This is a genomic window from Bacillus sp. TH22 (genome assembly GCF_016651015.1).
Classification (GTDB): domain Bacteria; phylum Bacillota; class Bacilli; order Bacillales; family Bacillaceae_G; genus Bacillus_A; species Bacillus_A mycoides.
Map to the genome: position 1 here is coordinate 2526465 of NZ_JAEKER010000001.1, position 13608 is coordinate 2540072.

Consider the following 13608-nt stretch of genomic DNA (forward strand, 5'->3'; position numbering starts at 1 on the left):
GAATAAGAGACAGCGTTTTGTTATCAAACTATCGATTTAACAAACTACCTACATATCGTAACAATTCATTCGCAGATGAAGAATTATAGCCATGCTCATCAATTAAGCATGCAACAACATCATTGATTTTCTTAAGCTGATTTTCGTCTGGTGTTTTCGTTGATGTTGTAATTTTCACTATATCTTTTAAATCGGCAAATAATTTTTTCTGAATCGCTTCACGAAGACGTTCGTGTGAATTATAATCAAAGCGTTTCCCTTTACGTGCATAAGCAGAAATGCGAATTAAAATTTCTTCACGGAATGCCTTTTTAGCATTTTCTGAAATTCCAATTTGCTCTTCAATCGAACGCATAAGTTTTTCATCTGGGCTCATTTCTTCACCAGTTAACGGATCACGTAATTTTGATTTATTGCAGTATGCTTCGACGTTATCTAAGTAATTATCCATAAGTGTCTTAGCTGATTCTTCGTATGAATAAACAAATGCTTTTTGTACTTCTTTCTTAGCAATTTCATCGTATTCTTTTCTCGCTAATGAGATGAAATTCATATAGCGCTCTCGGTCCTCACTACTAATTGACGGGTGCTGATCCAATCCGTCTTTTAACGATCTCAGTACATCTAGTGCATTAATAGATGGTACCTCTTTTCGAATAATTGTAGAAGAAATTCGGTTAATGACATAACGAGGGTCAATCCCCTTCATACCTTCATCTTGATATTCGCGTTGCAGTTCCTCTACATCAATCGTATTATATCCTTCTACCGTTTCTCCATCATATAAACGCATCTTTTTAATTGCATCAATATCTGGACGCTTCGGGTCTTTTAAACGAGTTAAAATAGTGAACATTGCTGCAACGCGAAGTGTATGCGGTGCAATATGAACATTGGACACATCACTTTCACGAATCATTTTTTCATAAATATGTTCTTCTTCACTAACCCGTAAATTATATGGAACCGGCATTACAATAATTCGTGAATGCAATGCTTCATTTTTCTTATTTGCTATGAAGGAACGATACTCTGTTTCATTTGTATGCGCTACAATTAATTCATCTGCTGAAATAAGCGCAAATCTTCCTGCTTTAAAATTCCCTTCTTGTGTAAGCGATAGTAAATGCCATAAAAATTTCTCATCACATTTTAACATCTCTTGGAATTCCATCATGCCGCGGTTCGCCTTATTTAATTCTCCATCAAATCGATATGCACGAGGATCTGATTCCGAACCGTATTCTGCAATTGTAGAAAAGTCTAGACTACCTGTTAAATCGGCAATATCTTGTGATTTTGGATCAGAAGGACTAAATGTACCAATTCCTGTACGGCGATCTTCAGAGAAGAAAATACGCTCTACAACTACATCCTCAATTCTTGACCCATATTCTTGCTCTAAACGCATAACATTTAATGGTGATAAATTCCCTTCAATCCTTACTCCATATTCATCAAAGAAATCATTCCGTAAATGCTGTGGAATTAAATGAAGTGGATCTTCATGCATTGGGCATCCTTTTATTGCAAAAATCGCTCCACGATCTGTTCGTGAATATGTTTCTAATCCTCGTTTCAACATCGTAACTAATGTTGATTTCCCCCCACTAACAGGCCCCATTAATAATAAAATACGTTTCCTAACATCTAATCGTTTTGCAGATGGATGAAAATATTCTTCCACAAGGCGTTCTAAAGCATCCTCTAATCCAAATAGCTGATTACTAAAGAAGTTATATTTTCTTCTACCATCAACTTCTTCAATTCCAGCATCTTTTATCATATTGTAAATGCGAGAGTGTGCTGTTTGAGCCACCCATGGTCTTTCTTTCACAAGCTCCAAATACTCCGCAAACGTACCTTCCCATTGTAAACGTTCTTCTGCTTCCCGATATTGTTCAATTTTCTTTAGAATATCCATTATAGCTCCTCCCCCATCTCCTTGTTCAATCGGATTATTATAAAAGGTATGCTAGGATGTCCTTAAACATTCTTTAAATCAAAACGAAATATATAATAGCGCTATAAAATTCTCTCCAAAATTCAAAGAAAATTCTGTATAATAAAGGTATTAAAATTTTCACGCTGCTATTCATTGTAAATAAATTCTTTTCTTCTGGGAACCGTACATACATTTCGATTCACAAATAGGATTCGTCAACCGAAAAAGTAAGGGGAAATTAGTATGAAGTTATTATTAATTTTAGGTGTATCACTCACATTTCTTACAGCTATTTTCACATCTGGTTATAACGATAAGCCAGGTACAAAAAAAGTGATGTGCTTTTCAGCACATCACTTTTTTTCTTGTTTTTTATACACTATTTAAAATAAATATTTTCCACATCGTATATCGATAAAGGGCGATTATAAAAATAACCTTGTACGATTTTCACATTCTTTTCCTTTAAAAACTGTATTTGTTCCGCCTTTTCTACTCCTTCTGCAATTACATTTAACCCTAGAGTATGTGCTAAATTAATAATTGCAGCCGTAATATTCGTATCTCTTTCATCTTTATATATACCTTCCATAAAAGAACGATCAATTTTTAACGTATCAATCGGATATGTTTTTAAATAACTTAAAGATGAATATCCCGTTCCAAAGTCATCTAAATGAATCTTTAAATTTTGTTCTTTTAACTGCAATAACACTCTTTTTGATACATCTTTATGTATAAGAGCCCCTTCTGTAACTTCTATTGCTAATAAATGAGGGGGAACGTTGTACTTATTTAAAGCACGTGTAATCATCTCTATTAATGTAATAGAGCGAAAATGTTTAGCTGAAATATTAACTGCGATTGGTACAACCACATATCCTTTATTTAACCATTCACGTATCTGTTCACAAACTTGATGTACTACCCATTCATCAAGTTTAATAATAAACCCTGTTCTTTCAGCAAGTGGGATAAATTGATTGGGCGAGACAAAACCTAGCTCCTTATTCTCCCACCTTATTAAGGCTTCCATACTGGATATCTTTTCCGTTTCAATATTAATTTGAGGTTGATAATAGAGGGAAAATTCATTTTTCTCTATAGCACGATGTAACTGATTTTCTATTATAAACCTTTGTTCACGTTCACAATCTAATCCACTACAATAAAAATGATAATACCCTTTTCCTTTTTCCTTTGCTTTTTCCAAAGCTGCGTCGACTCTTTGGAAAAGCATTTTTTCATCCATTCCATCTTCTGGGGCCATTACAATCCCAATTGATGCACTCAAATAAACATCCTCTTCTTCTATTACAAAATGCCCACTAATTTTTTTTAATATTGTTTGTGCAACTTCCTCTACGTATTCTCTCGTTATATTTTCTATTAACATAACAAATTGATCATCATGTTCTCTAAATAAATGCATATCTTCTATTTTTAGGTCTCGTAAGCATTCAGTAACTTTTTTTAAGACTTGATCCCCTTCTTTATGACCAAATGTATCATTAATAAGGTGAAATTCATCCAAATCTATAAAAACCAATGCGAATTCTTTATTCTCAGCTAAAAATTCATTTAGCTTATTTGTACATGATATTCTATTCATTAACCCCGTTAACTGATCAAAGTAAGCTAAATATTCTGTTTTCATCTCATTTAATACTTGCCTCGTAACATCTCTCGTAACAATGTACCCCCCGACGATTTCACTATTCACAATAATGGGGATTGTCCTCACGGAAATATAAAGTTCATATCCTTCTTTATGAATATATTTCTTTGCAACAATTTGTTTTGCTCTTCCCTGTAAAACATTTTTAAATATAATTTGAAAAGTTTTTTCATATTCTTTATTTATAAACTGACAAATAAATTGGTCCTTTAACTCTTCATATCGATACCCAAAAATTTCATAAGTCGCTGGATTTGCATATGTAATTCTTCCAATAGAATCTACAGATATAATGGAATCATTATTATATTCTAGTAATGACTTAAATAACATTTGTTTTTCTTCTATTTCCACTTTTTTCTTAACCTGTGCTGTAATATCTCTAGTAATACAAATAATAAACTGACATGTTCCATTTACATCGCATACTGGATTAAGTGAAGATTCATAATGTATATCACCAGTTGGCAAACTAATTACATCACAAAATGTAATTGCTCTCGCTTCTCTCATTACTTTTGCATATTGTCCTTGCAATAACCTTGCCGTATCTTCTGGTAATACTTCTGCAAAAGTTTTCCCATAACATTCTTTCCCTAGCCTGGCGTGATTCATTCCTATTTTATTCACATAAATATATTTAAAAGTTTCATCATCAATAACTTTCACAATAAACACTAAATCTTGAATAGCATGTAACAATCCCTGTCTTACTAAATCCATATCTATCATACTTAAAAAGGTATTTTGATTATTATATTGTTCCTTCATATTTATCTCAACCCGTCTTATCTATTTTTATTCATATATCTCATTCTATATGAATATGTACCTTTTTTAAAATGTATGATTACATATTTTTTTAAAAATAAAAAAGCCGCCAAATGGCGACTTTTAATACACGATTTCTAAATCTAATCCTGGATAATTTTGTTGACGGAACGCTTCATAAATTAAAATTGCTGCTGTATTAGATAAATTTAATGAACGTACTTTATCCGTCATTGGAATACGTAAACAATGATCGAAGTTTTCTTCAATTACATTAGCTGGTAATCCATTTGTTTCTCTTCCAAATACGAAATAGTAATCCTTCTCACGTTTGCTATAATCAAATGCTGTATGAGCTTTCTCGCCATACTTTGTTAAATAAAAGAATTCACCATCTTTATTTTTCTCATAAAATTCTTCGATTGAATCATAATACGTAACTTTTACGTGCTGCCAATAATCTAATCCTGCACGCTTTAACATTTTGTCATCCGTTGAAAATCCAAGCGGTCTAATCAAATGTAATTCTGTTCCAGTTGCTGCACAAGTACGTGCAATATTTCCTGTATTTGCTGGAATTTCTGGTTGATATAAAACAACATGTACTCCCACGCGATATTCACCTCTATTTTTTATCTACTACGTATTATACCACTTGAACGAAAAATCTCTACCCATTAATAATATGAAAGAATTTATATTTCATTTGTGGTGTATATTTACTAGAATCTTCATAGTTCCAATAACGCCTGCGGCTATTCGCTGAATGTGCATTTACAAGCGGCATACCATCTGCGTCTTTTGCTACTACAATTGTCGTATGATTCCACCTACCATCATCCTCAAAATCATACGCAATTACATCGCCAAGAATAAGGTCTTCTGGCCTTTCTACTGCTTCTGCTCGAAGCCCTGTTGTAGCACCTGACAAATACCAATAAAAAGAGTGTGCTACAGCCCAGCTCCAACTCCACTGGTTTCCCCTTTGCCACCACCCTTTACGAATGTTAGGATGTCCATTCATCGGTACTTCTCCAGTGTGCAGACATTGTGAAATGAAATTTGTACAATTATCCGGAAAATTACGGTATGCAGAATTGCGATCATCCCACCAACGCTCTGCATATTTCACTGCCTCTAAACGATTATATTGATATGAACCGTATTTTTCTTTCGTGACTTCCCGTTCTAACGTTTCACCTATTTCTATTTCTTCTGACACTTCAAGAGCATAATCATCTATTATACAACTATTTTTCAAACAAACTCGTCGTTTTAATTGTTCCTCTTCGATATAAAATAATTCTTTATGCCTAATTAAATATTTCAAGTGTATTTGATAATCAATTTCTTGATGCTCATTACTATTTAATTGTCTAATGAAAGAAATATCTGCAGTTGCTTTCACTATATGTGCACTACGCTTTTGAAACAATTGTTTCTTTCTCTGTACCATTTGTAACAAATCTACTGCAATACCGTCTACATCTGTTCGTTTCTCTGTTATATATGCTAAAAACTGTTGCACTTGCTTTTCAATATTCGCTTTTACAACCATTTCGTCTCCCTCCCATATTACAATATGAAAAAGGGAGATATTATCTACTCTTTTTTCTGTGCTAACAATTCAAGTCCACGATTCATTTCATGAAGAACCTCTTCATCTTTCTCACGTTCCATCGCTTTTTCAATCGCTTCTCCTACTCCATCTCCACCAATTTTCCCAAGTGCCCATGCTGCTGTTCCTCGAAGTACTGGTCTTGGATCATCTTTCATAACACCGATTAAATCAGGAATTGCTGCTGTTTCTTTGAAATGTGCAAGTGCTAAAATAGCATTTCGTTGCAATGGTTTTTTACCTCTCCATGAACCAGACATAATTCCATACTTCTCTTTAAAATCACGATTACTAATTGTTAAAAGTGGTGTTAATAACGGTTTAACTAACTCAGGGTCAGGCTCCATTTCAGGATGGTTATGAAAATCCATTCCTTTATTTTTCGGACAAACAGTCTGACACGTATCACATCCATATATACGGTTTCCTATTTTATCGCGATATTCTTCAGGCAGAAACCCTTTTGTCTGTGTTAAAAATGCAATACATTTCTTCGAGTCCAACTGCCCGCCTTGTACTAAAGCACCTGTAGGACAAATATCAATACATTTCGTACAACTTCCACATTGATCTTCTATTGGTCGATCAGGAGGGAATGGAACATTCGTAATCATTTCTCCTAAGTATACATACGAACCAAATTCCGGCGTAATAATAGCGCAGTTCTTACCACTCCATCCAATACCGGCACGCTCTGAAACAGCTCGATCACTTAGCTCCCCTGTATCAACCATTGACTTCACTTCTATATCCGGCAGCTTTTCGATTAAATACGCCTCTAACTTTTGCAAACGATCTCGTAGAACAAGGTGATAATCTTGGCCCCAAGAAGCACGGCAAAAAATCCCACGTCGTTCCCCTCGTTTACTTAATGGTGCATTTTTTAATTTTGAAGGGTATGCTAAAGCAATCGCAATAATTGATTTCGCACCAGGTAACAATAGCTGTGGATTCGTTCTCTTCTCTATATCAGGCTCTTCGAATCCAGACTGATAATTCAATTGTTGTTGCTGGATTAGACGCTGCTTTAATTCCTCAAATGGTGAAGCACTGGCAAAACCTATTTTATCTATACCAATCGTTTTACTATACGCAATTACATCTTGCTTTAATTGTTCAAAGTCCATTTTCAATCGCCTCCACCGATGAATCCATCCCTTATGTAACGACTATATTGGTTATCAATTCACTTTTGGAATAATATTCTTCACTTCTATTTTCGCATACAATTATGATTTTCAAACATTAAAAAACGCAATGCTTCGTTTATCTTAGAAACGAAACACTGCGTTGATCACAATTTATTAGAAAAACATTAAATAAAATTTGGAGCGGGTGAAGAGAATCGAACTCTCGACCAGAGCTTGGAAGGCTCTTGTTTTACCACTAAACTACACCCGCAAATATGAAAAAAATATAAGATATTGAAATAACTTATGTAAAGTAGTATAGCATGTAAAAAAAATCGAAGCAAGAAATTTATCGAAAAAAGTCGAAAAAGTGATGAGATACCTCATCACTTTTTCAATTCTTTATCAATCGCCTTCTTCATACTATCGAAATCAGGGTTTGCAAGATTCCCATTTATATATACTGAAGGAGCACCTTGAACTTTTAATTTTTGAGCACGATCTGAATCTTTACGTACTTTGTCTTTCATTTCTTTACTGTGTAAATCTTTTTTAAACTGTTCTACATTAATTTTCGGAAGCTTTTCTTTCACAATATTAAGAAGTAATTCTTCTGTAATCCATTCTTCCGTATCTTTCTTTTGATTTTGATAAATCTCATCATAGAAAATCCAGAATGAATCTTGATCTTGTTTATAAATTGCTTCACCGGCAGCTGCACCTAAATCAGAGTCTTTTCCGATAAACGGGAAGTTAATAAAATATAACTGCACTTTACCTTTATCAATATACTCTTCTTTTAATCGTGGTAATACTGTTACATCCCAAGTACGACAAGCTGGACATTTAAAATCTCCAAATTCAACTACCTTAACTGGAGCATCATCTTTCCCTAAAGATTGTTGCGTAGAATAAGCAAACATCTCATTCCCTTTATCTTTCTTGTCATTTATGATGCTATACACAATCGTTCCGATTACAATCAATACTGCGATAGAAAAAACTATACCAAGAGCCATGAGTTTGTTTGATGATTTCATATACATTCCTCTTTAATTTCATATTCTGTATACATCATTGTACACAATACACATAATATCAATACTTACATAGGTCACGCAATGAACACGCTCACATAAATTACAAAAATACAACGTTTGTGACAATATTGTGTCGCCTTTTGTCACAAATTATTAAAAAAAGAAGCTCCTATGTAGGAACTTCTTTTAACTTACTGCTTTTTCACGGGCATTTTTTAACATGGATTGCTCTGTTTTTATATCATGGCGAATTACTAATTTCTCACTAACTGCTTGCACATATTCATCATGATTTATATACCCTTCTTTCTCCATTAGCCTTAAAACTACATTCCGTCTCTCAACTGCTTTATCATAATTTTGTGCAGGTGAGTAATAAGCCGGTGCTTTTACTATAGCAGCCATCATTGCACTTTCAGCCAGTGTTAATTGATCCACTTTTTTACCGAAGTAAAGGTTTGCTGCTTTTTCAATCCCCCATGCGCCTTCTCCGTAGTAAATATTACTTACATACAATTTTAATATCTCATCCTTTGTGAATGTACGTTCAATCTTTTTCGTATAAAAAATTTCTTTCCACTTACGGGAAAATGTACGTTCATTAGATAAGAAAGCATTTTTAGATAACTGCTGTGTAATCGTGCTTCCTCCTTGCACAACACCACCAGCTTTTATATTCTCAATAGACGCCCTGATAATCGCTATATAGTCTAAACCGTTATGATGATAAAACCTTTTATCTTCCGTCGCAATAAATGCGTGTGTTAATGATTCTGGCACCTCTAAATTAGCAGGTACATGTAATTTACTAATATCACTTCGCTCAATCATTACATTTCCAACGAATAATAATGCAAAACTTAACAATAATAATAATATAATGGCTTTATAAAGAAATTTAGTTAATGGATTTAATGCAACTTTTTGATGATAATTCACTCTAGATAATACTCGTTCTTTCATCTCGAACACCTCTTTTCCACACAGCATATAACTCTTAATTTAAGAATACCTTGTTATAAAAGAATATCCCATCGATTTCTCTTACACCTACCTTACAACATTGTAAGGTGTAAAAATGTATTGTATCACAGTCCCTTTTTATCTACTATTCATATGAAATGTTGAATATACATTTGTTTATCACACTATTTATAGGCAGTAGGACTCTCCTTAATTTCACTTTATTCTTTTATTATATCAGTTTATACATTTATACTTTTAAACATCTAGCAATCTAATTATATACGATATATTACCATTATACAGAACAAACGTTCCGTAAATCAATACTAATCTCGCTATTTGTAAGCAGTAAGTCTTCTCCCTCAAAACTTGGCTATAGCTAGGAAATTAGGTGGTAGTCCTGCTTCCTCCACCAATTATTAGCCTACACTTTATTATTGTGACCTTTTTCTGAAACAGTATACATAAAGAAAAGGTTAGTTATTTGAGCTGTCCTCAAATAACTAACCTTTTCTTTACAACCTTCCTATAAGATTATATGGCTGAACTTCCCATGTTTCGTATGGAATAAAATGCATTGCTTTCATCGCATCAAGTGTCCTTGATTTCATATGAGGACGCGTTATATACTCATCAATGTTCTCTTCGTTTAAAGCAACAAATTTAGCCTCTTTTATTTCTTCAGGTTGAATTTTTATTTCACCACTAACATATGCTACTTTAAAAACAACAGCTACAATATGCATAGAAGCATTATAATAAATCCCTGTAACTCCGATAGGCTTCACAGTTAATCCTGTTTCCTCCATTATTTCTCTGCAAACAGCTTGATCGAGCGCTTCCCCTTCTTCTACCTGTCCTCCAGGCATTTCCCACGTATCAGCTCGCCAGTGCACTTTCGTTAAAAGCACCTCATTCTTTTCATTTGTTAAATAACCTGCTACGGCAACAATATGCTTTGGTGTTTTATGCTCCACAGAAATACCTCCTAGAAATACGATTATTTAAAATACAAACCTCTAACCATATTCCCTAGCAGCTACAAAATACCTTTAATACTTTACCACCTTAATTAACTCCATAAAAAAAGACCCTATCCGTTAAAGGAAAGGGTCTTCTGTCTTATATTATTCCCCTAAGTCTACGTTGTGGTAAACTTGCTGTACATCTTCTAAATCTTCTAATGCATCAACCATTTTTTCAAATTGTACTTGAGCATCTTCAGGAAGTTCTACATCACTTTGTGCAAGCATTGTTAATTCTGCAACTGTAAATTCTTCAACACCAGCACCTTTAAGTGCAGATTGTACTGAATGGAACTGATCAGGTTCAGCATAAACGATAACAGAATCTTCTTCTTCTAGAATGTCACGTGCATCTACATCTGCTTCCATTAAGATTTCAAGAACTTCATCTGATGTTTTACCTTCAAGACCGATAACAGCTGTCGCATCAAACATGTAAGCGACAGAACCGTTTACACCCATGTTACCACTGTTTTTGCTAAATGCAGCTCGTACATCTGCTGCAGTACGGTTTACGTTATTTGTCAGTGTATCTACAATTACCATAGATCCGTTTGGTCCAAAGCCTTCATAACGAAGCTCGTCATAGTTTTCTTCTGAACCGCCTTTTGCCTTTTCAATCGCACGGTCAATAATTGTTCTTGGCACGTTGTATGTTTTCGCACGTTCTAATACAACTCTTAACGTTTGGTTTGATTCTGGATCTGGCTCGCCTTGTTTTGCTGCCACATAAATTTCACGTCCAAATTTCGCGTATATACGGCTTGTATTTGCATCTTTTGATGCTTTTTTTTCTTTAATATTGTTCCATTTACGACCCATACTTTCCACTCTCTTTCCCATTTTAAATCTACATAAAAATATTAATATGAAATATAATGTGTATTCAACACATTTTTAAAAGAAATATAAAAGTTCATTTTTGATTCATATTACAGACATAATATAAATCACTATCATTTTGTTCTTTCGACAAGTTATATTATACATGAATTCCTAAGTTTATTACGAATTTTAGAATCACATAGCATAATTTAACAAAAAAACCCTAACATTTCTGTTAGGGTCTTTTTAGGTGACATTTATATAGAGTGCTACCCTTAAAATCCTTTATTTTAAAGCATTTTAAAAATTTTGAGCTTCTTTAAACATGATAAATTAAAATGAAACGGAGCCAAAATGGAATCATATTAAATAACTGACACCTTTTACTTTCATTTCTCTCCCTTGATTAAATTTATCATATTTCATTTATTACTGTGATGATTTATTTTATTATTTCTCACTAAACAATAAGAAACAGGGCAAAGCTGCCATGTCCTTTTAAAGATTTGTTATGTAGTATGTTATGAATTATTCATTATCAAACTAAAGTTATTCCTTTTCATTCCTCTACTAATCCCATAATATTTCCTTAATTACTTTCTATTGCAGTATAATTAAAATAGGAAAAAATTTGAAGAAAAGATGGGAGAGAGTAATTATGACACATTCAAATGAGAAAAAAGCACATGGTCTTAAAGGGATAGGAGAAAAGCTAAACCCAACTATCTATCAAGTGAGATTCATGAAATTAGATGAACCAATTCACTTTGAGTCGTTCCCTAAATTAAAGGAATTAGGGGACTGGTTGAGTACTTCAACGCAAATATGGTCGTGCCACTCAACTATGTACAAGTACAACAGAGAAGAGTTTGAAAAGAAGTTTTTGGAAATTACGAAATTACCAGCTGATAATGTGGTAATTTCAACTGGTGGTATCGGATTTAACTTCATGTCACCAGGGTGGAGAGATTCTCTCTAGAGTGCTCGAAAAAATTCTTATATATGTAATATTCTACTGAAATTTTATCCTTTTAATACTTCATAGTTTCTTCCAACTGTATCTAAAGTTCGTCACTTACTCACCGCACGCTACCCCAACGCACTATTAGTGCTTATTTTGTAGTGTGAAGAAAACACAAAAAAACTCTACACAATTAGTGTAGAGCCTTAATGTTAAGCCGTTCGTGATACCGATGGTCGGGGTCGAACCGACACTCCCGAAGGAACACGATTTTGAGTCGTGCGCGTCTGCCAATTCCGCCACATCGGCATAAAAGAAAGGCGGCAACCGGATTTGAACCGGTGGTAAAGGTTTTGCAGACCTCTGCCTTACCACTTGGCTATGCCGCCATATGAAGTTAAAATGGAGCGGAAGACGGGATTCGAACCCGCGACCCCAACCTTGGCAAGGTTGTATTCTACCACTGAACTACTTCCGCAAAAATGGCTGGGCTAGCTGGATTCGAACCAGCGCATGACGGAGTCAAAGTCCGTTGCCTTACCGCTTGGCTATAGCCCACCGAAGTTTTACTTAATTATATGTAAGTATCCATTATTTTATTTGTAATTTTAAAAAATAAAAATGGGGCGACTGATGGGAATTGAACCCACGAATGCCGGAGCCACAATCCGGTGCGTTAACCACTTCGCCACAACCGCCATGTTGTGTTTATATATTTGGCAGGGGCAGTAGGAATTGAACCCACACTGGAGGTTTTGGAGACCTCAGTTCTACCTTTAAACTATGCCCCTATGTAAAATGGTGGAGGGGGGCAGATTCGAACTGCCGAACCCGAAGGAGCGGATTTACAGTCCGCCGCGTTTAGCCACTTCGCTACCCCTCCGAAACTTACATGGTGCCGGCTAGAGGACTTGAACCCCCAACCTACTGATTACAAGTCAGTTGCTCTACCAATTGAGCTAAGCCGGCATATTTTATTAAAATGGTGGCTCGGGACGGAATCGAACCGCCGACACGAGGATTTTCAGTCCTCTGCTCTACCGACTGAGCTACCGAGCCTTATTAAAATGGCGGTCCCGACCGGGGTCGAACCGGCGATCTCCTGCGTGACAGGCAGGCATGTTAACCACTACACCACGGGACCATTTGGTTGCGGGGACAGGATTTGAACCTGCGACCTTCGGGTTATGAGCCCGACGAGCTACCGTACTGCTCCACCCCGCGATAATATTATTTATATAATTATATGATAAGTGTTAGCAACCACATTACGAGAATGTTTGGTTGCGGGGACAGGATTTGAACCTGCGACCTTCGGGTTATGAGCCCGACGAGCTACCGTACTGCTCCACCCCGCGACAATATTATTCATATAATTTATATGGTGGAGGATGACGGGATCGAACCGCCGACCCCCTGCTTGTAAGGCAGGTGCTCTCCCAGCTGAGCTAATCCTCCAAAAGTGGTGACCCGTACGGGATTCGAACCCGTGTTACCGCCGTGAAAGGGCGGTGTCTTAACCACTTGACCAACGGGCCAAAAATTATAAATTCCTTATGGCGGAGAGCAAGGGATTCGAACCCTTGATACGCTTGTGACGTATACACGATTTCCAATCGTGCTCCTTCGGCCAACTCGGACAGCTCTCC

At 35.4% G+C, this 13608-nt stretch carries 11 protein-coding genes and 16 tRNA genes; 2 read left to right on the forward strand and 25 right to left on the reverse strand.

Going from position 1 to position 13608, the window contains the following annotated elements:
* Positions 1 to 28: 28 nt before the first annotated feature.
* Positions 29 to 1924, reverse strand: a complete 1896-nt coding sequence (locus tag JFU18_RS12785; RefSeq protein WP_201034678.1) for a PrkA family serine protein kinase — start codon at positions 1922 to 1924, stop codon at positions 29 to 31.
* Between the two features lie 264 nt (positions 1925 to 2188).
* Between JFU18_RS12785 and JFU18_RS12790 the strand changes: the two genes are divergently transcribed.
* Entirely contained in the window at positions 2189 to 2332 is a 144-nt protein-coding gene (locus JFU18_RS12790; RefSeq protein ID WP_201050316.1) for a hypothetical protein, read from the forward strand.
* On the opposite strand, the gene JFU18_RS12795 is transcribed toward JFU18_RS12790, so the two are convergent.
* The 9 genes from JFU18_RS12795 to JFU18_RS12835 all read right to left on the reverse strand — a co-directional run bounded on the left by JFU18_RS12795 (position 2325) and on the right by JFU18_RS12835 (position 10995).
* Positions 2325 to 4394: a sensor domain-containing protein gene (locus tag JFU18_RS12795; RefSeq protein ID WP_201032422.1), complete on the reverse strand. Its 2070-nt coding sequence runs from the start codon at positions 4392 to 4394 to the stop codon at positions 2325 to 2327. The genes JFU18_RS12790 and JFU18_RS12795 overlap by 8 nt on opposite strands.
* 123 nt (positions 4395 to 4517) lie before the next feature.
* Positions 4518 to 5006 (reverse strand): tRNA (uridine(34)/cytosine(34)/5-carboxymethylaminomethyluridine(34)-2'-O)-methyltransferase TrmL, encoded by a 489-nt coding sequence (gene trmL, locus JFU18_RS12800; RefSeq protein WP_000538149.1) that lies wholly within the window; start codon positions 5004 to 5006, stop codon positions 4518 to 4520.
* Between the two features lie 58 nt (positions 5007 to 5064).
* A complete protein-coding gene (locus tag JFU18_RS12805; RefSeq protein ID WP_201032421.1) occupies positions 5065 to 5952 on the reverse strand; it encodes an amidase domain-containing protein in 888 nt (295 codons plus the stop codon).
* Between the two features lie 44 nt (positions 5953 to 5996).
* Positions 5997 to 7139 (reverse strand): tRNA epoxyqueuosine(34) reductase QueG, encoded by a 1143-nt coding sequence (queG, locus tag JFU18_RS12810; protein ID WP_002115986.1) that lies wholly within the window; start codon positions 7137 to 7139, stop codon positions 5997 to 5999.
* A gap of 200 nt (positions 7140 to 7339) precedes the next feature.
* Positions 7340 to 7413: transfer RNA gene (locus JFU18_RS12815), tRNA-Gly, on the reverse strand.
* A 115-nt stretch (positions 7414 to 7528) separates the two neighbouring features.
* A complete protein-coding gene (locus tag JFU18_RS12820; protein ID WP_002091101.1) occupies positions 7529 to 8182 on the reverse strand; it encodes a DsbA family protein in 654 nt (217 codons plus the stop codon).
* Between the two features lie 186 nt (positions 8183 to 8368).
* Positions 8369 to 9145: a transglycosylase domain-containing protein gene (locus tag JFU18_RS12825; RefSeq protein ID WP_002029649.1), complete on the reverse strand. Its 777-nt coding sequence runs from the start codon at positions 9143 to 9145 to the stop codon at positions 8369 to 8371.
* A 518-nt stretch (positions 9146 to 9663) separates the two neighbouring features.
* Entirely contained in the window at positions 9664 to 10125 is a 462-nt protein-coding gene (locus tag JFU18_RS12830) for an NUDIX hydrolase (RefSeq protein WP_085308983.1), read from the reverse strand.
* Between the two features lie 150 nt (positions 10126 to 10275).
* Positions 10276 to 10995: a YebC/PmpR family DNA-binding transcriptional regulator gene (locus tag JFU18_RS12835; RefSeq protein ID WP_002113875.1), complete on the reverse strand. Its 720-nt coding sequence runs from the start codon at positions 10993 to 10995 to the stop codon at positions 10276 to 10278.
* A gap of 661 nt (positions 10996 to 11656) precedes the next feature.
* On the opposite strand from JFU18_RS12835, the gene JFU18_RS12840 reads away from it, so the two are divergent.
* Positions 11657 to 11977, forward strand: coding sequence for a DUF3884 family protein (locus JFU18_RS12840; protein WP_201032420.1), 321 nt, complete (start codon positions 11657 to 11659; stop codon positions 11975 to 11977).
* Between the two features lie 209 nt (positions 11978 to 12186).
* On the opposite strand, the gene JFU18_RS12845 is transcribed toward JFU18_RS12840, so the two are convergent.
* The 15 genes from JFU18_RS12845 to JFU18_RS12915 all read right to left on the reverse strand — a co-directional run bounded on the left by JFU18_RS12845 (position 12187) and on the right by JFU18_RS12915 (position 13608).
* Positions 12187 to 12268, reverse strand: a tRNA-Leu gene (locus JFU18_RS12845).
* Between the two features lie 9 nt (positions 12269 to 12277).
* Positions 12278 to 12348 (reverse strand) — tRNA-Cys (locus JFU18_RS12850).
* A 14-nt stretch (positions 12349 to 12362) separates the two neighbouring features.
* Positions 12363 to 12437 (reverse strand) — tRNA-Gly (locus JFU18_RS12855).
* 5 nt (positions 12438 to 12442) lie between these two features.
* Positions 12443 to 12517 (reverse strand) — tRNA-Gln (locus tag JFU18_RS12860).
* Between the two features lie 64 nt (positions 12518 to 12581).
* Positions 12582 to 12657 (reverse strand) — tRNA-His (locus JFU18_RS12865).
* 19 nt (positions 12658 to 12676) lie between these two features.
* A tRNA-Trp gene (locus tag JFU18_RS12870) sits at positions 12677 to 12750 on the reverse strand.
* Between the two features lie 8 nt (positions 12751 to 12758).
* Positions 12759 to 12842, reverse strand: a tRNA-Tyr gene (locus JFU18_RS12875).
* Between the two features lie 10 nt (positions 12843 to 12852).
* Positions 12853 to 12928: transfer RNA gene (locus tag JFU18_RS12880), tRNA-Thr, on the reverse strand.
* A gap of 14 nt (positions 12929 to 12942) precedes the next feature.
* Positions 12943 to 13018: transfer RNA gene (locus tag JFU18_RS12885), tRNA-Phe, on the reverse strand.
* A 9-nt stretch (positions 13019 to 13027) separates the two neighbouring features.
* Positions 13028 to 13103: transfer RNA gene (locus JFU18_RS12890), tRNA-Asp, on the reverse strand.
* A 3-nt stretch (positions 13104 to 13106) separates the two neighbouring features.
* A tRNA-Met gene (locus JFU18_RS12895) sits at positions 13107 to 13183 on the reverse strand.
* Between the two features lie 57 nt (positions 13184 to 13240).
* Positions 13241 to 13317: transfer RNA gene (locus tag JFU18_RS12900), tRNA-Met, on the reverse strand.
* A gap of 24 nt (positions 13318 to 13341) precedes the next feature.
* Positions 13342 to 13417 (reverse strand) — tRNA-Val (locus JFU18_RS12905).
* A 5-nt stretch (positions 13418 to 13422) separates the two neighbouring features.
* Positions 13423 to 13497 (reverse strand) — tRNA-Glu (locus JFU18_RS12910).
* 19 nt (positions 13498 to 13516) lie between these two features.
* A tRNA-Ser gene (locus JFU18_RS12915) sits at positions 13517 to 13608 on the reverse strand.